Origin of the sequence: Streptoverticillium olivoreticuli subsp. olivoreticuli (assembly GCF_003391135.1) — a bacterium.
GTDB classification, from domain to species: Bacteria; Actinomycetota; Actinomycetes; order Streptomycetales; family Streptomycetaceae; genus Streptomyces; species Streptomyces blastmyceticus.
The window spans coordinates 6,266,601-6,286,057 of record NZ_CP031455.1; the positions used below are offsets into that span (position 1 = coordinate 6,266,601).

A 19,457-nucleotide genomic window follows, 5' to 3' on the forward strand; every position below is an offset into this window, starting at 1 on the left:
GCGCGCGGCGGCTGGGCGGAGCCCGGTCACCGTAAGCACGTCGCCGTGCCCCCGACAGGCCCGGGAAGCTCCGGGCCAGTGCATTTATCCCACCCGACATATTGCGGACATGGGGAGCAACGGAGCCGTCGAATGCGCCGGATAGCGTCACGCACCGTGCTCGCCTACCTGACCAAGCGGCTGGGCTACTACGCCGTTCTCCTGGCCGTGGCAGTCTTCCTGTCGTACGTCCTGTCCTCCCTCGCGCTGTCCCCGCGCGGCTACTTCGAGGGCCGCCAACCACCGCCGCCCGCCTCGTCGGTGGAGGCGCAGCTGACCGCGCTCGGCATCAACGACCACACGCCGCTCATGGACCGCTTCACCACCTGGGCCTCCCACGCGGTGCGCGGCGACCTCGGGCGCACCATCGACAGCGGCAGCGTGGGCGAGGAGTTCGGGCGCCGGATCGGGGTCAGCCTGCGGCTGCTCCTCGCGGGCACGGCGCTCGGCACCCTGGCGGGGATCCTGGCGGGCGCCTGGGGAGCCGTACGGCAGTACCGCTTCTCCGACCGGGCCGTCACCCTCTTCGCGTTCCTGCTGCTCTCCACGCCCACCTTCCTCCTCGCCGTCCTGCTCAAGATCGGCGCGATGAGGCTCAACCAGAGCGCGGGCAGCGAACTCATCGCCTTCACCGGCGAGAAGACCCCCGGACTCACCGGCTCCACCGCCACCCTGCTCGGCGACCGCGCCATCCATCTGCTGCTGCCCACCCTGTCCATCGCGCTGGGCACCGCCGCCGCGTACAGCCGCTACCAGCGCGGCACGATGCTCGACGTCCTCGGCTCCGACTTCCTGCGCACCGCCCGCGCCAAGGGGCTGACGCGCGGCCGGGCGGTGCTCAAGCACGGGCTGCGGACCGCGCTCGTCCCCATGTCGACGTTCTTCGCCTACGGCTTCCTCGCGCTGTTCACCGGCGCCGCCTTCACGGAGAAGATCTTCGGCTGGCACGGCATGGGCTCCTGGTTCATCGACGCCATCGGCAAGAGCGACGTCAACTCCGTCGTCGCGGTCAACGTGTTCGCCGCCGTGATGGTGCTGCTCTCCGGCTTCCTGGCCGACGTGCTCCACGCCGCGCTCGACCCCCGCGTCCGGACCAGCTAGGAACGCCCATGACGATCACCGCCACCCCGCCCGAAACCGCCGCCCCGGAAGCGCCCGAGCCCACCGGACGGACCCGCGTCGCCCTGCGCCGCTTCGCCGCCAGCACCAATGCCGTCGTCGGCGCCGCCGCCCTCCTGCTGCTCTTCCTGCTCGCCTTCGGCGGCCCGTACCTCACCCACTGGAGCCACACGGACATCGACTACAGCGCGCTGCGGCAGGCCCCCTCCGCCACCCACTGGTGGGGCACCAACCGCATCGGGCAGGACGTCTACGCCCAGGTGCTGCACGGGCTCCAGAAGTCCCTGCTGATCGGGCTGCTGGTGGCGCTGTTCGCCACCGTCCTCGCCTCCGTGGTCGGCGCCTGCGCGGGCTACTTCGGCGGCTGGACCGACCGGCTCGTCACCTTCTTCATCGACCTGCTGCTGGTCTTCCCCGCGTTCCTGATCATCGCCATCGTCTCGCCCCGGCTGCGCGACACCGGCTGGCTCGCCTTCGTCGGGCTGCTCGCCGTCTTCGGCTGGATGATCACCGCCCGCGTCGTCCGGTCGATGACCCGGTCCCTCAAGGAGCGCGACTTCGTCCGCGCCGCCGAACTCATGGGCGTGCACCCGCTGCGCATCATCTTCCGGCACATCCTGCCCAACGTCTCCTCGTTCCTGATCGTCGACGCCACCATCGCCGTCGGCGGCGCGGTGATGAGCGAGACCGGGCTTTCGTACTTCGGGTTCGGGGTCCAGCCGCCCGACGTCTCCCTCGGCACGCTCATCGCCGACGGCTCGGGGGCCGCGGTCACCTACCCGTGGATGTTCTTCTTCGCCGCCGGACTGCTCGTGGTCTTCGTCCTCGCCGTGAACTTCCTCGGCGACGGCCTGCGCGACGCACTGGACCCCACCTCGGGACAGCACAGGCGCCGCCGGCGCCGGAAGGGAACCACCCATGACCGCGCCGCACGCTGACGCGGACCCGCCCGTCCTCGACATCACCGGCCTGCACGTCGACTTCGACGGAGCCCCCGCCGTACGCGGCGTGGACCTCGCGCTGCGCCGCGGCGAAGTCCTCGGCCTGGTAGGCGAGTCGGGCTCCGGCAAGTCCACCGTCGCCCTCGCCGCCATGGGCCTGCTGCCCCGCACGGCACGGGTCCGCGGCTCGGTGCGGGCCGGCGGCACCGAGCTGATCGGCGCGGGGGACCGGGAGCTGTCCCGGCTGCGCGGCCGCCGCATGGCCATGGTCTTCCAGGACCCCCTCTCCGCGCTCACCCCCGTCCACCGCGTCGGCGACCAGATCGCCGAAGCCGTACGGACCCACCAGGATGTCGGCCGCGTCCACGCCCGGCGCCGCGCCGTCGAACTCCTCGACCTCGTCGGCATCCCCGACCCGGAGCACCGCTCCCGCGCCTACCCGCACGAGTTCTCCGGCGGTATGCGCCAGCGCGCGATGATCGCCATGGCCATCGCCAACGACCCCGACGTCATCCTCGCCGACGAGCCCACCACCGCCCTCGACGTCACCGTGCAGGCCCAGGTCCTGGAGGTGCTGCGGACCGCGCAGCGGGAGACCGGCGCCGCCCTGCTGCTCGTCAGCCACGACCTCGGGGTGATCGCGGGCATGGCCGACCGGGTCGCGGTGATGTACGCGGGCCGGATCGTGGAGAGCGCCCCCGCGCCCGAGCTGTTCGCCGCGCCCCGCATGCCGTACACCATGGGCCTCCTCGGCGCCGTGCCCCGGCCCGGGAGCCGGGTGCTCACCCCTGTGCCGGGCGCGCCGCCCGAGCTCCGCCTTCTGCCGCGGGGCTGCGCGTTCGCGCCCCGCTGCCCGCTCGCCGACGACACCTGCCGCACGGCCGAACCCGAGCTCGCGGGCCCGGAGGAGCACCGCACGGCCTGTGTGAAGGCACCGGAGATCGCCGCCCGCGACCTGGCCGCCACGGACGTCTATCCGGTGGACGAGCCCGCGCCCGTACGCGCCGTCACGCCCCGCGGCGAACTCCCCGCCGTCCTGCGCGTCGAAGGCCTCACCAAGACCTTCCCCCTCCTCAAGGGCGCCGCGTTCGGACGCCGGGTCGGCAGCGTCCACGCGGTGGACGGCGTGGACCTCGACATCCGGCGCGGCGAGACGCTGGGCCTGGTGGGGGAGTCGGGGTCCGGCAAGTCCACCACCCTGCTGGAGATCCTCCGGCTGGCCGCCCCCGAGGCGGGCGAGGTGGAGGTACTGGGCCACCGCACCTCGGAATTGACGAAACGTCAGATCAAGGCGCTGCGCGGCTCCGTGCAGATCGTCTTCCAGGACCCCATGGCCAGTCTCGACCCCCGGCAGCCCGTCGGCGAGATCGTCGCCGAACCCCTGCGCGCGCAGGGCGCCGACCGGGGCGCGGTGGCCCGCCGGATCCCCGAACTCCTGCGCCTGGTCGGCCTGGAGGCGGCGCACGCGGCGCGCTTCCCCCACGAGTTCTCCGGCGGACAGCGGCAGCGCATCGGCATCGCCCGCGCGCTCGCCGTGGAACCGCGGCTGCTGGTCCTTGACGAGCCGGTGTCCGCGCTGGACGTGTCCGTGCAGGCGGGCATCCTCAACCTGCTGCGCAGACTCAAGGACGAGCTCGGGCTCGCCTACCTCTTCGTCTCCCACGACCTGTCCGTCGTACGGCACATCGCGGACCGGGTGAGCGTCATGTACCTCGGGCGTACGGTCGAATCGGGCGCCGTCGAGGAGGTCTTCGCCCGGCCTCGGCACCCCTATACGCAGGCGCTGCTGTCGGCGGTGCCGGTGCCGGATCCTGTGGCGGAGCGGTCTCGCTCGCGCGTCCTGCTGGCGGGAGACCCGCCCAGCGCTGTGCTGCGGGCGGAGGGGTGCGGGTTTGTGGGGCGGTGCCCTGTGTATGCCGGGCTGGGGGCGGGGGATCGGGCGCGGTGTGCAGGGGAGCGGCCGGTGGGGGAGGTCGCCTGTCACTTTCCCCAGCCCCGCCCCTTCCCGGCTGCGTAGATTTGCGGCTCCGCCGCGTGGGGGGCTCCGCCCCAGACCCCCGGACCCCCTGCCCTCAGTGGGCCGAGCCCGACAGTTGGAGGCCCATCACGCCCAGGATCACCAGGCCGATCGAGACGAGCTTCAGGGTCGACACCAGGTCGCCCAGGAAGATCATGCCGTAGATCGCCGTGCCCGCCGCGCCGATGCCCGTCCACACCGCGTACGCCGGGCCCACGTCGAGTTTCTTCAGGGACATCGTCAGCAGGCCGAAGCTGCCGAGGGCGAAGCACGCGAACGCAATCGTCGGCCACAGCCGGGTGAAACCGTGCGAGAGCTTGAGACAGACGGCGAAGCCGGTCTCCAGCAGACCGGCGACCACGACCAGCAGCCACGCCATCAGTTTGCCTCCCGTGTCTCGGTGACCGCCGTTCCGTCCGGTGTGTTTGTTGCACTTGCCACAGGCGGTCACTCGCAAACGTAGGCGATCAGTCGCCTTCGCGCCGCTCCCTCGTGGCAAGCAGCCGCCGCAGGGAGTACAGCCGCTGGGGATCGGCGTGACCGTCCTCGACCCACTGGTCCAGCGCGCAGTCCGGCTCGTCGTGGCTGCACGCGCGCGGGCAGTCCTCGGTGCCCGGCACCAGGTCGGGGAAGGCGAGGATGACGCGGGAGGGGTCCACGTGGTGCAGGCCGAAGGACCGCACGCCCGGGGTGTCGATGACCCAGCCCGAGTCGCCGGGCAGCGGCAGGGCCAGCGCCGAGGTCGTGGTGTGCCGCCCGCGGCCGGTCACGGCGTTGACGTGGCCGGTGGCGCGCTGCCGTTCGACGAGGGCGTTGACGAGCGTGGTCTTGCCGACGCCGGAGTGCCCGACGAAGGCCGTGACGCGGTCCGTCAGCCGCTCCCGGACCCGGTCGGCGGCCCCGCCGCTCGCCAGCTCCTCACGGCTGGTGACCACATGGGGCACGCCCAGCGCGCCGTACGACTCCAGCAGTTTGTCCGGCGAGGCCAGGTCCGACTTGGTCAGGACGAGCAGCGGCTCCAGGCCCGCGTCGTACGCCGCGACCAGGCAGCGGTCGATCAGCCGGGGGCGCGGCTCGGGGTCGGCGAGGGCGGTGACGATCGCGAGCTGGTCGGCGTTGGCGACGACGACTCGCTCGAAGGGGTCGTCGTCGTCGGCCGTACGGCGCAGCACGGAGGAGCGCTCCTCGACCCGGACGATCCGCGCCAGGGTGTCCTTGGCGCCGCTGAGGTCGCCGACCACCGCGACCCGGTCCCCGACCACGGCCCCCTTGCGCCCCAGCTCACGCGCCTTCATCGCGATGATGGTGCGGTCCTCGACGAGGACGTGGAGCCGGCCCCGGTCGACGGTGAGGACGAAGCCCTCGGCTGCGTCCTCGTGCTTCGGGCGGATGTTGGTGCGGGGCCGGTTGCCCTTGCGGTTGGGGCGGACGCGGATGTCGTCCTCGTCGGGGTTCTTGCCGTAGCGGCGCATGGTGCTCTTCCGCTCTTCTCAGGCTCTCGACACCGTCGTCGCCCCCGCGACGGGCCCCAGCATCCCGGTCCACAGCTCCGGGAAGTCCGGCAGGGTCTTGGCGGTCGTCGCCACGTTCTCCACCTGGACACCGTCGACCGCGAGGCCGATCACGGCCGCCGCGGTGGCCAGCCGGTGGTCCTCGTAGGTGTGGAAGACGCCGCCGTGCAGCGGGCGCGGGCGGATGCGCAGGCCGTCCTCGGTCTCGGTGACGTCGCCGCCGAGCTCGTTGATCTCCTTGGCGAGCGCGGCCAGCCGGTCCGTCTCGTGCAGCCGCAGGTGCGCGATGCCGCTCAGGACGGACTCGGAGTCGGCGAGCGCGGCGACGGCCGCGATCACCGGGGTCAGCTCGCCGACCTCGTGCAGGTCGGCCTCGATGCCGGTGATCCGGCCCGTGCCGGTGAAGGTCAGCCCCGCGTCGGACAGCTCGCAGGCGCCGCCCATGGCGGTGAAGATCTCCCGCAGCGCGTCGCCCGGCTGGGTGGTGCGCTCGGGCCAGTCGGGGATGGTGACCCGGCCGCCGGTGACCAGGGCCGCCGCCAGGAACGGCGCGGCGTTGGACAGGTCGGGCTCCACGACGATGTCGCGGCCGAGGAGGGCACTGGAGGAGACCCGCCACACATTGGGCTCGCCGCCCGACTCCGGGGTGTCGACCTGGGCGCCCGCCATGCGCAGCATGTCCACGGTCATCCGGATGTGCGGCATCGACGGCAGGACGGCGCCGGTGTGACGCACCTCCACGCCCTGGTTGAAGCGCGGCGCGGACAGCAGCAGGGCGCTCACGAACTGCGAGGACGAGGACGCGTCGATCTCGACCGTCCCGCCGTCCAGCGCCCCGCCGCCGTGCACGGTCAGCGGCAGCGCGCCCCGCTCGTTGTCGTCTATACGCGCGCCCAGGGCGCGCAGCGCGTCGATCACGCCGTGCAGCGGCCGCTCGTAGCTGCGCGGGTCGCCGTCGAAGCGGATCGGGCCGTCGGCCAGCGCGGCGACGGGCGGCAGGAAGCGCATGACCGTGCCGGCGTTGCCGACGTCGACCGTGGCCGGGCCGTGCAGCCGCGCGGGGATCACCCGCCACGCCTCGCCGGAACCGGCGCCCGTGGAGCTCGACGAGACGGTCTCCTCGATGCCCACGCCCATGGCGCGCAGCGCCTCGGCCATCAGCAGCGTGTCACGCGAGCGCAGCGGCCGGCGGACCCAGCCGGGCTCGGCGGCCAGGGCCGCCAGGACCAGGGCACGGTTGGTGACCGATTTCGATCCCGGCACGGTGACGGTCGCGTCGACGGCCCCGCTCGCGAGGGGGGCAGGCCAGAGGTCGGTGGGCGCAGGGCTCTCGGTCATGTCTTTACCTTAGTGGCTCGTACCGGGTCACAGCCCGAGCAGCCAGCGGCCCCCTCCGGTCAGCGCGCACAGCGAGACCACGTGGAAGAACAGCAGCCAGACCACCGGGGGCACGTTCGTGAGCCGGGCGAGCTGATCGGCGTCGGAGTCCCCGGACCGGCCGTGCCGCCGCTTCGCCTGGAGCTCGAAGGCCGGCCGGACGCCGCCCAGCAGCATGAACCAGACGACCCCGTACGCGAACAGCGCCTGCACCGCCGGGCCCGCCAGCCAGGACACCAGGACGAAGGCGGCGCCGGTGAGCACCACGGTCAGCACGCCGAAGGCGTTGCGGACCATCACCAGCAGCGCGGCGAGCAGCGCCGTGGCACCCCACAGCAGGGCCGTGATGTGCCCGGCCGCGAGCAGCCAGGCCCCGCCCAGGCCGAGCAGCGAGGGGGCGGTGTAGCCCGCCGCCGCGGTCAGGATCATGCCGAGGCCGGTGGGCCTGCCCCGGGAGACGGTCAGCCCCGAGGTGTCCGAGTGCAGCCGGATGCCGTCCAGGCGGCGGCCGCTGAGCAGGGCCACGAGGCCGTGGCCACCCTCGTGGGCGATCGTGATGGCGTTGCGGGTGACCAGCCAGACCCGGCGCGGGAGGACCGCGGCGAGCGCGACGACCCCGGTGGCGACCACCAGCCACAGCGTGGGGTCGGGCTGGGTCCCGACCACCCGGTCCCACAGGGCGGTGGCGTTGGTGGTGTCCATTTGTGCGCGGCTCCTCAGGGGTCCGTGGCAGGGTGGCGAACATGTGTGGTCGATATGCGGCGAGCCGGAGTCCCGAGGATCTCGTGGGGCTCTTCGGCGTCGGGAAGTGGGAACCGGAGGAGACGCTCGCTCCGGACTGGAACGTGGCGCCGACGAAGAGCGTGCCCGTGGTGCTCGAACGTCCTCTTAAAGACGCCAGGGAGCGCGGTCCGGTTCGCCAGCTCCGCTCGCTGCGGTGGGGATTGGTTCCGTCCTGGGCGAAATCGCCCGAGGGAGCCGCGAAGATGATCAACGCGCGGGCGGAGACCGTCCACGAGAAGCCGTCCTACCGGCGGGCCTTCGAGGCGCGCCGCTGCCTGATACCCGCCGACGGCTACTACGAGTGGGTCACCGGCGCGGCCGAGCGCGAGCTGGAGGAGCGCGGCCGCAGGAAGCGCTCCCGCAAGCAGCCGTACTTCGTGACCCCGGCGGACGGCTCGGTCATGGCCATGGCCGGGCTGTACGAGTTCTGGCGCGACCCGACGCTGCCCGCCGACCATCCGCAGGCGTGGTGGGCGACGTGCACGGTGATCACGACGGAGGCGTCCCCGGAACCGTTCGCCCTGGCGGGCGGCGAGGGGCCGCGGTCCCTGGCGGAGATCCATCCGCGCATGCCGCTGATCCTGCCGCCGGACCGGTGGGACGCCTGGCTCGACCCCTCCCGCACGGACCCTTCCGACCTGCGGTCGCTGCTGGTGCCGCCGCGGTCCTCGCTGGTGCGCGCGTATCCGGTGTCGACGGCGGTCAGCGACGTCCGCAACAACACGCCGGAGCTTTTGCGCGAACTGGAGGCACCGGAGGAGTCGACGCTGTTCTGAGTGCCAGGGTGCGGGTCCGTCGCCGCCTGCGGCGGGAGCGCTCTGCGGGCGCGTCCTCAAACGCCGGACGGGCTGAATTCAGCCCGTCCGGCGTTTGAGGACAGTGCGCGGAGCGTGCTTCGGGGTCTGGGGCGGAGCCCCAGTTCGGGAAGGGGCGGGGTGGGGAACAAACCGCTGGGCCGCACCCGAGCATGGGTCCGGGGCGGAGCCCCGGCCTCGGCGGAGCCGAGCATCAGACGCTGTGGGAAGGGGCGGGGTGGGGACAAAGCCCGCCGCAGGCGCAGCCGTGCCGCACCATGGACCCGTGATCGAAACAGTGCGCACCCCCACCGGCGAAGCCAGAATCCACTGGTACCCCGCCCCGAAGCCCCGCCTGATCCTCGCCCTCGGGCACGGCGCCGGCGGCGGCGTAGAGGCTCGCGACCTTCAAGCGATCGCCGCCACCCTCCCCACGCACAAGATCACCGTCGCCCTCGTCGAACAACCCTGGCGCGTCGCGGGCAAGAAGGTCGCCCCCGCGCCGAAGACGCTCGACTCCGCCTGGACCGCGCTGTGGCCCGCGCTGGCCGAGCCGGGGCGGCCGGTCGTCGCGGGCGGCCGCAGCGCCGGTGCCCGCGTCGCCTGCCGCACGGCGAAGGAGCTCGGCGCGGTCGGCGTCCTCGCTCTGAGCTTTCCGCTGCACCCGCCGGGCAGGCCCGAGAAGTCCCGCGCGGAGGAACTGACAGGCGCCGCGCCGCTGCCCACGCTCGTCGTCCAGGGCGCCAAGGACCCTTTCGGGCGCCCTCAGGAATTCCCGTCCGGCACCGAGCTGGTCGCCGTCCCGGACGGCGACCACGGCTTCGCCGTACCGAAGAAGGCGGCCATCGGCCAGGACGGCGCCCTCGCCGTGATCACCGAGGCGGTCGCCGCGTGGCTCGCCGGGCTGCCCGGCTGACCCGTTCGGCCGACCCCGCGGAAAGCGTCCCGCGCTTCGGGAATGCGGGACCGGGCACCGCTGTTGTGCACAACGTCACCACGCACTGGCACGACAGAGGAATGGGAGCTCGCAGCATGGGTTCGACCGCTTGCCTGTCCCGCCGCCCGCAGACCGCTGACCTGGGATGGTCGGCACTGCATGTGGCGCAGCCCGCTTCCGCTGGAGCGGCGGACGGGCCGGATCGTCGTCTATTCTCCGATTCGAGCGGGCCCGTTTCCGGATCCGCCAGGGTGTTGGAGGAGGTGGGTCCGGTATCTGGGACCGACGAGGGGACCGATGACGGCACCGTCGGCGCCGAGAGCGCCGCGGCACGCAACGCCCGCTTCGAGCGGGACGCTCTGACCTTCCTCGACCAGATGTACTCGGCCGCCCTGCGCATGACGCGCAACCCCGCTGACGCGGAGGACCTGGTCCAGGAGACGTATGCCAAGGCGTACGCCTCCTTCCATCAGTTCCGCGACGGTACGAACCTCAAGGCGTGGCTGTACCGCATCCTGACCAACACGTTCATCAACTCCTACCGCAAGAAGCAGCGTGAGCCCCTGCGCAGCGCGTCGGAGGAGATCGAGGACTGGCAGCTCGCCCGCGCCGAGTCGCACATGTCGACCGGTCTGCGGTCCGCCGAGTCCCAGGCCCTGGACCACCTCCCCGACTCCGATGTCAAGGAGGCCCTTCAGGCCATTCCCGAGGAATTCCGCATAGCGGTCTACCTCGCGGACGTGGAGGGCTTTGCCTACAAGGAGATCGCGGACATCATGGGTACGCCCATCGGCACGGTCATGTCCCGACTGCACCGGGGCCGCCGCCAGCTGCGCGGAATGCTGGAGGATTACGCCCGCGAGCGCGGTCTGGTCCCGGCCGGTACAGCTCCGGCGCCGAACGGTTCCGACGAGTCGCACAATCGGAAAGGCTCGGACTCATGAGCTGCGGAGACCCGCACGAGACGGACTGCTCTGAAGTCCTCGACCATCTCTACGAGTTCCTCGACCACGAGATGCCCGACGGCGACTGCGCCAAGTTCGAGGTGCACATCGACGAGTGCTCCCCGTGCCTGGAGAAGTACGGCCTGGAGCAGGCGGTGAAGAAGCTCGTCAAGCGCTGCTGCGGCCACGACGACGTCCCCGCCGACCTCCGCTCCAAGGTCATGGGCCGCATCGAGATGATCCGTGCCGGACAGGCGGTGCCGGACCACGACGTGGTGGCCGAGGCCAGGGCGGCGGAGGCGGCGCGCAAGGTCGCGCAGGACTGACCGCACGCTCCCCGGGCTCGGCGAAGAGCCGTTTCGGCGGGCCTGCCCCCTGGGCAAACACCCTCCCGGGGCAACATCACCCGAAGGTGTGCAACCGGTCGGTTCGGCCGGGGTAATACCCGAATGCGCCGTTCCAGGGCGTCCCCTCAGCCTATTCTCCCCATCCTGACGGCAAGCTGGCCTGCTTCGTACGGGACGGGGAGGACGCGCCATGTGGGCACTTCCGGCGGTGGCACGCGGCTGTGTCGCCTGCGCCGTGGTCGCCGCGGCCCTGTGTGCCGCGCCCGCCGTGCGGGCCGGAACCGCGGCCCCCTGGGCCGCGACCGCCCTGCTCGCCGCCGTCTGCGCCGCCTGTGAGCGGCTGCCCCGCCGCACGCTGACGCTCCCCGTCCTGCTCGCCGGCGCGTTCCTGCTGCCCCCGGCCGCCGCCGCGCTCGTCGCCGTGCCGGGCGCCCTCGCGGGCCGCGTCGAGCAGCGCCCGGTGTGGGCGCGGCGCTGGTGGCACGCCGCCCAGCTGTCGCTCGCCGCGTGCGCCGCCTCGTACGTCTTCGCCCTCACCGCCCCGTCCGGCGCCGCGTTCACCGCCGCGCTGCCGCCCGCCCTCGCGGCCGCCCTCGCCTTCTCCCTCGCCGCCGCCGTCCTCGACGGCGTCATCCGGTTCACCGCCGAGCGCCGCTCGCCCCGGGCCGCCTGGTGCGGCCTGCTGCCGGGCGCGCTGCTGCCCGCGCTGGTGCACGGGCCCACGGGCCTGATGACGGCGGTGCTCTGGCGCAGCGCGTACGGGCCGCTGGCCGCCCTGCTCGTCCTGCTGCCGATGTCCGTCTCGTCCTGGTTCCTGGACCGCTATGAGCGGGAGCGCGCCGCCCACCAGGCCACGATCCGGGCCCTGGTGCAGGCCGTCGACCTCAAGGACCGCTACACGCGCGGCCACAGCGAGCGCGTCGGCCGCGCGTCGGTGCTGATCGCCCGCGAGCTGGGCCTGGCGGGGGAGCGGCTGGAGGCGCTGCGCTTCGCGGGCATCCTGCACGACATCGGCAAACTCGGCATCCCCACCCGGCTGTTGCGCAAGGACGGCCCGCTGACCCCCGAGGAGCGGCGCGTCATCGAGCTCCACCCGGAGTACGGGCACGAGATGGTCCGCGGCATCGGCTTCCTGGACGAGGCGCGCGCGGCGATCCTCCACCACCACGAGCGGCTGGACGGCAGCGGCTATCCGTACGGGCTCAGCGGCCGGCAGATCCCGCAGTTCGCGCGGATCGTCGCCGTCGCCGACGCCTTCGACGCGATGACCTCCACCCGCAGTTACAGCCGCGCCCGGCCGGTCGCCACCGCGATGGCCGAGCTGCACCGCTGCTCCGGCACCCAGTTCGACCCGCACATGGTCGACGCGCTGGAGGCCGCGCTGGAGCACCACGGCTGGCACCCGACCGTCACTTCGGAGGGCTCCCTGCTCACGGAATGCATAATTCTGCCCAGCGGAAACGTCCCTTCTGCGCGGGATTCGGTCACCGGAGCGACCCTTCACGGCGGCGAGGGATGATGAGCGCACCATCGAAACCGTCGAACGCCACCCTGGCCGTCCGCTGGGTGCACGCCGCCGCCGCGGCCGCCGCCGTGACCGCGCTCGCGTGGACCGCCCGCGGCGGCGTGGCGCAGCCCCAAGTGGCCTTCGCGTACGGAGTGTTGATCACCCTCGGTGAAGCCGTGCGACGCCGCCCCACGGCCACCGCCGAGGCCCGCGAGACCGCGCCCGTCGGAGCCGCCGGGGCCCTCGCGTACGCCCTGCTCGGCGAGGTCGGCGGGCGGCCCACCACGCACGGCCCGGCCCAGGTCGTCGCCGTCGTCCTCGCCGCCACGCTCGCCGGCGCGCTCGGCCGCCCGCCCGCGCGCGACCACCTCGCGCGCCGCCTGCTCACCACCGGCTTCGCCGCCGTCTGCTTCCAGCCCCTGCACAACACCGGCGCCCTCGACCGCTGGCCCGGCCACAGCCCGTACTACGCGCCGTTCCTGCTGCTCCTGCTCGCCCTCACCGCACTGTGCGACGCCGTCCTGGCCGCCGCCCTGTCCCGGGCCCGCACCGGCGGACCGTACGGCCCGGCCCTGCGCGACGAGCTGCGCGCCCTGCCCGGCATCGGCACGGCGATCTGCGCGACCGGCGTCGTCATGGCGCTCGCCGTGGCCGTCGCCGGGCTCTGGGCGCTGCCGGTCTTCTGCCTGCCGCTGCTGCTCACCCAGCTGTCCTTCCGCCGCTACACCGCCGTGCGCGCCACCTGTCACCAGACCATCGCCTCCCTGGCCCGCTCCACGGAGATCGCCGGCCACACCCCGGCCGGGCACGCCCGCAGGGTCGCCGCGCTCAGCCGCGCCACCGGCCGCGAGCTCGGTCTGACCGAGGCGGATCTCACCGTTCTGGAGTACGCGGCGCTGATGCACGACATCGGCCAGCTCTCGCTGCTGGACCCCGTGCCCGCCGGGGCGACCGAGCCGCTGCCGCCCGCGGAACGCCGCCGCATCGCCCTGCTGGGCGGCGCGGTCGTCCGGCAGACCGGCGTCCCCTCCGAGGTCGCGGTGGTCGTGGAGCGGCAGGCGGACCCCTTCCGTGAGCAGCCGCTCACCGCCCGCATCGTCCGTACCGTCAACGCCTACGACGACCTCGCCGGGACCGCCGCCTGCGGCCCGCTGCGCGCCCTGGAGCGGCTGCGCCTGGCCACGGCCCACGACCACGACCCCCAGGTCGTCGAGGCCCTGGCCCGGGTGCTGGCGCGCGCCCCCTGCCCGCCCCGGACCCCGCCCCCTGACCCGTAGGAGCCCCGGCAAAGCCCGCGCGGTCGCTGAACCCACGGGTAATGAGCGGGCGTCCAAAGGGGCATGGTTGGATGCGAAGAGAAGAAAACGACACACAGAGCGCGGACTACGGGGGGTGCCGCTCGCGTCGCCATCGAGGAGTGGCGGGCGCAGCTTCCCGGAGCAGAAGAGATGTGGCAGGTTGTCGTCAGGGAGGACGGCGACCGTCACCTGGGTCATCCGGCGTGGTCGCACGCAGAAACCGGCAGGCGGGAATCGTGAGGATCTTCGGCAAGGTACGGCATCGGCCTTCCGCCTCGTGGCGGCAGGCCACCGACCGTGCTTTCACTTTGATCGGCGACGGCCGGTACGAGGACGCGGGCGCACTGCTGACCCGTGCCGCCGACATGGAGCCGTGGCTGTCCGAGTCGTGGTTCAACCTCGCCTTGCTGCACAAGTTCCGGCACGACTGGGAGCAGGCCCGCGCCGCCGGGCTGCGGGCCGTCGCCCTGCTGGACCGCGAGGCGGGCGCCCCCGACTGGTGGAACGTGGGCATCGCCGCCACCGCCCTCCAGGACTGGCCGCTGGCCCGCCGCGCCTGGCAGGCGTACGGCCTGCGGGTGCCCGGCGAGGCCGCCCCGGCCGGTGAGCCGGTCGGCATGGAGCTGGGCAGCGCGGCCGTACGGCTCTCGCCGGAGGGCGAGGCGGAGGTCGTCTGGGGCCGCCGGCTCGACCCGGCCCGGATGGAGGTCCTCTCCATCCCGCTGCCGTCGTCCGGGCGGCGCTGGGGCGAGGTCGTGCTGCACGACGGCGTCCCGCACGGCGAGCGGGTCACCGCCGCCGGGCCCTCCTACCCCGTCTTCGACGAGATCGAGCTGTGGGCCCCCTCGCCCGTGCCGACCTGGGTGGTCCTCCTGGAGGCCGCCACCGAGGCCGACCGGGACGCCCTGGAGCGGCTCGCGGCCGACGCGGGCTTCGCCGCCGAGGACTGGTCCTCCTCCGTGCGGCTGCTGTGCCGCACCTGCTCCGAGAGCCGGATGCCCAGCGACGAGGGCGACGGCGAGCACCTCGACCCGCACGACCACAGCGAGCCGGGCCACCCGGGCCCGCTCGGCCACCGCACGGCCGGTTCCGGCTCGCTGTGGGTGCCCGAGCGCGAGTGCGGCATCGCCGCCCCGGCCGGCCTCGTGCGCGGCCTGCTCGACGGCTGGGTCGCGGACAGCCCGGACACCCGGGAGTGGCGGGATCTGGAAGAAGTCTGCTGAGGTGCGCCCGTGGCCCCCGTACCCTGTACAGGCATCCCTTTTTCCGGGTTTGACTTCCGAGTTTTGCAGAGAGGCGTAACGGCGGCATGGCGCAGCAAGAGACCGATCAGCCGATGACCGGCGAGTTCATCGTGGACACCGAGGACTGCGAGGCGCGCGAGCTCGCGCACCGCGAGCGTGGCACGTCCCGCCCGATCACCGTCGTCGGCAACCCCGTGCTGCACAAGGAGTGCAAGGACGTCACCGAGTTCGGCGACGAGCTCGCGCAGCTCGTCGACGACATGTTCGCCAGCCAGCGCACCGCCGAGGGCGTGGGCCTGGCCGCCAACCAGATCGGCGTCGACCTCAAGGTCTTCGTCTACGACTGCATGGACGACGAGGGCGTGCGGCACGTGGGCGCCGTCTGCAACCCCGTCCTCGACGAGATCCCGGCCGACCGCCGCATCCTCGACGACTCCAACGAGGGCTGCCTGTCCGTCCCGACCGCCTACGCCTCGCTGGCCCGCCCGGACTACGCGGTCGTCCGCGGTCAGGACGCCGAGGGCAACCCCATCGCGGTCGAGGGCACGGGCTACTTCGCCCGCTGCCTCCAGCACGAGACGGACCACCTCTACGGCTACCTCTACATCGACCGCCTCTCCAAGCGCGACCGCAAGGACGCGCTTCGCCAGATGGCGGAGGGCACGCCGCGGTACGAGGTCGTCCCCAACGACTGAGCGCGGCACACGGCTTGAAGCAACGCCGAAGGGCCCGTACGGAGCGATCCGTACGGGCCCTTCGGCATGGCAGATGGAAACCGTCTGCTAGAACTCGTCGTCGAAGGAGACCGAGCCCTCGACCGCCACCTGGTACGCGGACGCGCGGCGCTCGAAGAAGTTGGTCAGCTCCTGGACGTTCTGCAGCTCCATGAAGGAGAACGGGTTCTCCGAGCCGTAGACCGGGGCGAAGCCGAGGCGCTGGAGGCGCTGGTCGGCGACGCACTGGAGGTACTCGCGCATGGACTCGGTGTTCATGCCCGGCAGGCCCTCGCCGCACAGGTCGCGGCCGAACTGCAGCTCCGCCTCGACGGCCTCCCGCAGCATGTCGGTGACCTGCTGCTGGAGCTCGTCGTCGAAGAGGTCGGGCTCCTCCTGGCGGACCGTGTCCACGACCTCGAACGCGAAGTTCATGTGCATGGTCTCGTCACGGAACACCCAGTTGGTGCCGGTGGCCAGGCCGTGCAGCAGACCGCGCGAGCGGAACCAGTAGACGTACGCGAAGGCGCCGTAGAAGAACAGCCCCTCGATGCACGCCGCGAAGCAGATCAGGTTGAGCAGGAAGCGACGGCGGTCGGCCTTCGTCTCCAGCCGGTCCAGCTTCTCGACCTCGTTGATCCACTTGAAGCAGAACTGGGCCTTCTCGCGGATCGACGGGATGTTCTCCACCGCGTCGAAGGCGGCGGCACGGTCGTCCGGGTCGGGGAGGTAGGTGTCCAGCAGCGTCAGATAGAACTGGACGTGCACGGCCTCCTCGAAGAGCTGCCGCGACAGGTACAGCCGCGCCTCGGGGGAGTTGATGTGCTTGTACAGCGTCAGCACGAGGTTGTTCGCCACGATCGAGTCACCGGTCGCGAAGAACGCGACCAGGCGGCCGATCATGTGCTGCTCACCCGGGGACAGCTTCGCCAGGTCGGCGACGTCGGAGTGGAGGTCGACCTCCTCGACGGTCCAGGTGTTCTTGATCGCGTCGCGGTAGCGGTCGTAGAAGTCCGGGTACCGCATCGGGCGCAGGGTCAGCTCGAAGCCCGGGTCCAGCAGGTTCTTCTGTTCAGCGGTCGACATTACTGGCAGGCCTCGCAGGACTCGGGGTTCTCAAGGGAGCAGGCGACGGCGTCGGCGTCGGGCACGGCCTGCTGCACGGGGACGGTGGCGGCGGCACCGGCGGAGCGCGCGATCCGGGTGGCCGGGCGCGAGCGCAGGTAGTACGTCGTCTTGATGCCCTGCTTCCAGGCGTACGCGTACATCGAGCTGAGCTTGCCGATGGTGGGCGACGCCATGAAGAGGTTCAGCGACTGGCTCTGGTCCAGGTACGGCGTACGGGCCGCGGCCATGTCGATCAGGAAGCGCTGCGGGATCTCCCAGGCGGTGCGGTAGAGGTCGCGCACCTCCTTGGGGATCCACTGCATGTCCTGGATCGAGCCGTTGGCGTCGGTCATCGCGTCACGCGTGGTGCGGTCCCACACGCCGAGCTTCTTCAGGTCCTCCACCAGGTAGGTGTTGACCTGGAGGAACTCACCGCTGAGGGTCTCGCGCTTGAAGAGGTTGGAGACCTGCGGCTCGATGCACTCGTACACGCCCGCGATGGACGCGATGGTGGCCGTCGGCGCGATCGCCAGCAGCAGCGAGTTGCGCATGCCGACCTGGGCGATGCGGGCGCGCAGCGCGTCCCAGCGGCCGGCCCAGCGCTGCTCGGCGTTCGGGTAGTGGTCCGGGTGCAGCACGCCGCGGGCGGTGCGGGTCGCGGACCAGGCCGGGTGCGGGCCGTGCCGCTCGGCGAGGTCGGCGGACGCCTCGTAGGCCGCGAGCATGATCCGCTCGGAGATCCGGGTGGACAGCTCCTTCGCCTCGGGGGAGTCGAAGGGCAGCCGCAGCCGGAAGAAGACGTCCTGGAGGCCCATCAGGCCCAGGCCCACCGGGCGCCAGCGGCTGTTGGAGTTCCCGGCCTGCTCGGTCGGGTAGAAGTTGATGTCCACGACGCGGTCGAGGAACGTCACGGCCGTACGGACCGTACGGTCGAGCTTCTCCCAGTCCATCTCGCCGTCGGTGCCCAGGTGCTGGGCCAGGTTGACCGAGCCGAGGTTGCAGACGGCCGTCTCGCCGTCGTCGGTGACCTCGAGGATCTCGGTGCAGAGGTTCGAGGAGTGGACGACCTTGCCGGGCTCGGCGGTCTGGTTCGCGGTGCGGTTGGACGCGTCCTTGAAGGTCATCCAGCCGTTGCCGGTCTGCGCGAGGGTGCGCATCATCCGGGAGTACAGCACCCGCGCGGGGATCTGCTTGACGGCCTTGCCCGCGGCCTCGTAGGCGCGGTACGCGGCGTCGAACTCGTCGCCGTAGAGGTCGACCAGGTCGGGCGTGTCCGCCGGGGAGAACAGCGACCAGTCGGCGTCCGCCTCCACGCGGCGCATGAACTCGTCCGGGATCCAGTGCGCGGTGTTGAGGTTGTGCGTGCGGCGGGCCTCCTCACCGGTGTTGTCGCGGAGCTCCAGGAACTCCTCGATGTCCGCGTGCCAGGTCTCCAGGTAGACACAGGCCGCGCCCTTGCGCCGGCCGCCCTGGTTGACCGCCGCGACGGAGGCGTCGAGCGTGCGCAGGAACGGCACGATGCCGTTGGAGTGCCCGTTGGTGCCCCGGATCAGCGAGCCGCGCGAGCGGATGCGGCTGTAGGACAGGCCGATGCCGCCGGCGTGCTTCGACAGGCGCGCCACCTGGTGGTAGCGGTCGTAGATCGAGTCCAGCTCGTCCAGCGGGGAGTCCAGCAGGTAGCAGGACGACATCTGCGGGTGGCGGGTGCCGGAGTTGAAGAGCGTGGGGGAGGAGGGCAGGTACGAGAGGGTGCTCGTCAGCCGGTACAGCTCGGCGACGTCCTCCAGGGCCTGCTTCGTGTGGTTCTCGGCCAGGCCGCAGGCCACGCGCAGCAGGAAGTGCTGCGGGGTCTCGATGACCTGCCGGGTGATCGGGTGGCGCAGCAGGTAGCGGCTGTGCAGCGTGCGCAGGCCGAAGTAGCCGAAGCGGTCGTCCGCGCCGTCGAGCAGGGCCGCGTCGACGAGGGAGTCCAGCCGCTCGGCGTGGGTCGTGACGAAGGCGGCGGTGTCGTCCGCGATCAGGCCCTCGCGGTGCCCGGTCGCGACGGACGCGGAGAAGGAGAGCGCGCCCTGTCCGGCGGCCTCTTCGGCGATGGCGAGGGTGAGCAGCCGGGCGGCGAGCTTGGAGTACTCGGGCTCCTCGGCGATCAGACCGGCGGCGGCCTCGGTGGCCAGGGACCGCAGTTCGGCCTCGTCCGAGCCCGGGTGGCGGCCCCGCAGCGCGGCGGCGGCGACCTTTCCGGGGTCGGTGGCGGGCAGATCGGCGGTGAGGTCGGTCAGGGTGCGCAGCAGCGCGGTCCCGGGGCCGCCGGTCGCTTCCGCGGACGCTGAGACCGGATCGGCGGGCGCGATGGTCACTGAGGCTCTCCCTCGCTCGGCAAAGGGCCGGGCGGGTGGCGCGCGACGGGCGCGTACGGGCATGCCTCTTTGCACCAGGGCATGCTCGTAGCGTCCATCGGCCCAACCCGCGAGGCCCGGACGAATACAAAACGCCCGGTGCCGGCCGGGGCGGCGCGGCGGTGGGCGTGCTGTCGGCAGGTACTCGGACTCCTGCATGCGTCATTACGGCATACATGCACCGTTGCGGGACAGTTCCGGATTTCCACCGGATTCCCCTGCGACGACAGCGAGGACGAGCATACATCTAGTGCTGGCCGTCGCATGCACCACCACATCTTGTGTCGCGCGGTAATCGGATGGGTCTGAATGTGCTAACAGGGCCTGGCGGCAAGGGGCATGACGAAGGGCCGTCGCGCGCCTGTCCGGCGCGCGACGGCCCT

General features: G+C 72.3%; 17 protein-coding genes and 1 riboswitch. Of the genes, 11 read left to right on the forward strand and 6 right to left on the reverse strand.

The genetic code is table 11. The features are described from left to right. Window positions 1–132 precede the first annotated feature (132 nt). Genes DXZ73_RS27925 through DXZ73_RS27935 form a run of 3 tightly spaced genes read left to right on the forward strand, consistent with a single transcriptional unit; the run spans window position 133 to window position 4,116 of the window. The gene (locus tag DXZ73_RS27925; protein ID WP_425315873.1) at window positions 133–1,140 is read left to right on the forward strand and encodes an ABC transporter permease; all 1,008 of its coding nucleotides are present in this window, start codon (window positions 133–135) and stop codon (window positions 1,138–1,140) included. Between the two features lie 8 nt (window positions 1,141–1,148). Then, window positions 1,149–2,096 carry an ABC transporter permease gene (locus tag DXZ73_RS27930; protein ID WP_116213791.1) on the forward strand — a complete coding sequence of 316 codons (948 nt, stop codon included), beginning with the start codon at window positions 1,149–1,151 and terminating at the stop codon, window positions 2,094–2,096. After that, window positions 2,077–4,116, forward strand: a complete 2,040-nt coding sequence (locus tag DXZ73_RS27935) for an ABC transporter ATP-binding protein (protein ID WP_116213792.1) — start codon at window positions 2,077–2,079, stop codon at window positions 4,114–4,116. Before DXZ73_RS27930 ends, DXZ73_RS27935 begins: the two co-directional genes overlap by 20 nt. A gap of 55 nt (window positions 4,117–4,171) precedes the next feature. Here DXZ73_RS27935 and DXZ73_RS27940 read toward each other — a convergent pair whose 3' ends face one another. The 4 genes from DXZ73_RS27940 to DXZ73_RS27955 all read right to left on the reverse strand — a co-directional run bounded on the left by DXZ73_RS27940 (window position 4,172) and on the right by DXZ73_RS27955 (window position 7,706). Next, window positions 4,172–4,495 carry a DMT family transporter gene (locus tag DXZ73_RS27940; RefSeq protein WP_116213793.1) on the reverse strand — a complete coding sequence of 108 codons (324 nt, stop codon included), beginning with the start codon at window positions 4,493–4,495 and terminating at the stop codon, window positions 4,172–4,174. Window positions 4,496–4,583: 88 nt separating this feature from the next. Further along, window positions 4,584–5,588, reverse strand: a complete 1,005-nt coding sequence (rsgA, locus tag DXZ73_RS27945; protein WP_116213794.1) for a ribosome small subunit-dependent GTPase A — start codon at window positions 5,586–5,588, stop codon at window positions 4,584–4,586. 18 nt (window positions 5,589–5,606) lie between these two features. Then, the gene (gene aroA / locus DXZ73_RS27950) at window positions 5,607–6,965 is read right to left on the reverse strand and encodes a 3-phosphoshikimate 1-carboxyvinyltransferase (protein ID WP_116213795.1); all 1,359 of its coding nucleotides are present in this window, start codon (window positions 6,963–6,965) and stop codon (window positions 5,607–5,609) included. 27 nt (window positions 6,966–6,992) lie between these two features. Continuing rightward, window positions 6,993–7,706 carry a M50 family metallopeptidase gene (locus tag DXZ73_RS27955; protein WP_116213796.1) on the reverse strand — a complete coding sequence of 238 codons (714 nt, stop codon included), beginning with the start codon at window positions 7,704–7,706 and terminating at the stop codon, window positions 6,993–6,995. 41 nt (window positions 7,707–7,747) lie between these two features. Between DXZ73_RS27955 and DXZ73_RS27960 the strand changes: the two genes are divergently transcribed. The 8 genes from DXZ73_RS27960 to def all read left to right on the forward strand — a co-directional run bounded on the left by DXZ73_RS27960 (window position 7,748) and on the right by def (window position 15,553). Continuing rightward, a complete protein-coding gene (locus DXZ73_RS27960) occupies window positions 7,748–8,563 on the forward strand; it encodes an SOS response-associated peptidase (protein ID WP_116213797.1) in 816 nt (271 codons plus the stop codon). A 304-nt stretch (window positions 8,564–8,867) separates the two neighbouring features. Then, a complete protein-coding gene (locus DXZ73_RS27965; protein ID WP_116213798.1) occupies window positions 8,868–9,497 on the forward strand; it encodes an alpha/beta family hydrolase in 630 nt (209 codons plus the stop codon). 284 nt (window positions 9,498–9,781) lie between these two features. Beyond that, the gene (locus tag DXZ73_RS27970; protein WP_240351513.1) at window positions 9,782–10,462 is read left to right on the forward strand and encodes a sigma-70 family RNA polymerase sigma factor; all 681 of its coding nucleotides are present in this window, start codon (window positions 9,782–9,784) and stop codon (window positions 10,460–10,462) included. Beyond that, window positions 10,459–10,788, forward strand: a complete 330-nt coding sequence (rsrA, locus tag DXZ73_RS27975) for a mycothiol system anti-sigma-R factor (protein ID WP_116213800.1) — start codon at window positions 10,459–10,461, stop codon at window positions 10,786–10,788. Before DXZ73_RS27970 ends, rsrA begins: the two co-directional genes overlap by 4 nt. A gap of 211 nt (window positions 10,789–10,999) precedes the next feature. Then, entirely contained in the window at window positions 11,000–12,328 is a 1,329-nt protein-coding gene (locus tag DXZ73_RS27980) for an HD-GYP domain-containing protein (RefSeq protein ID WP_116213801.1), read from the forward strand. Beyond that, window positions 12,328–13,593 (forward strand): HD-GYP domain-containing protein, encoded by a 1,266-nt coding sequence (locus tag DXZ73_RS27985; RefSeq protein ID WP_425315874.1) that lies wholly within the window; start codon window positions 12,328–12,330, stop codon window positions 13,591–13,593. The genes DXZ73_RS27980 and DXZ73_RS27985 overlap by 1 nt, the downstream gene beginning before the upstream one ends. 257 nt (window positions 13,594–13,850) lie before the next feature. Then, complete coding sequence (locus tag DXZ73_RS27990; RefSeq protein WP_116215906.1) at window positions 13,851–14,837, forward strand: tetratricopeptide repeat protein; 987 nt, start codon at window positions 13,851–13,853, stop codon at window positions 14,835–14,837. Window positions 14,838–14,923: 86 nt separating this feature from the next. Then, the gene (gene def, locus DXZ73_RS27995) at window positions 14,924–15,553 is read left to right on the forward strand and encodes a peptide deformylase (RefSeq protein WP_116213803.1); all 630 of its coding nucleotides are present in this window, start codon (window positions 14,924–14,926) and stop codon (window positions 15,551–15,553) included. 87 nt (window positions 15,554–15,640) lie between these two features. On the opposite strand, the gene DXZ73_RS28000 is transcribed toward def, so the two are convergent. Beyond that, entirely contained in the window at window positions 15,641–16,657 is a 1,017-nt protein-coding gene (locus DXZ73_RS28000; RefSeq protein WP_116213804.1) for a ribonucleotide-diphosphate reductase subunit beta, read from the reverse strand. Further along, window positions 16,657–19,035, reverse strand: coding sequence for a ribonucleoside-diphosphate reductase subunit alpha (locus DXZ73_RS28005; RefSeq protein WP_116213805.1), 2,379 nt, complete (start codon window positions 19,033–19,035; stop codon window positions 16,657–16,659). The genes DXZ73_RS28000 and DXZ73_RS28005 overlap by 1 nt, the downstream gene beginning before the upstream one ends. 170 nt (window positions 19,036–19,205) lie before the next feature. Next, a riboswitch (adenosylcobalamin-variant (AdoCbl-variant) riboswitch) is annotated at window positions 19,206–19,304 on the reverse strand. Window positions 19,305–19,457 lie beyond the last annotated feature (153 nt).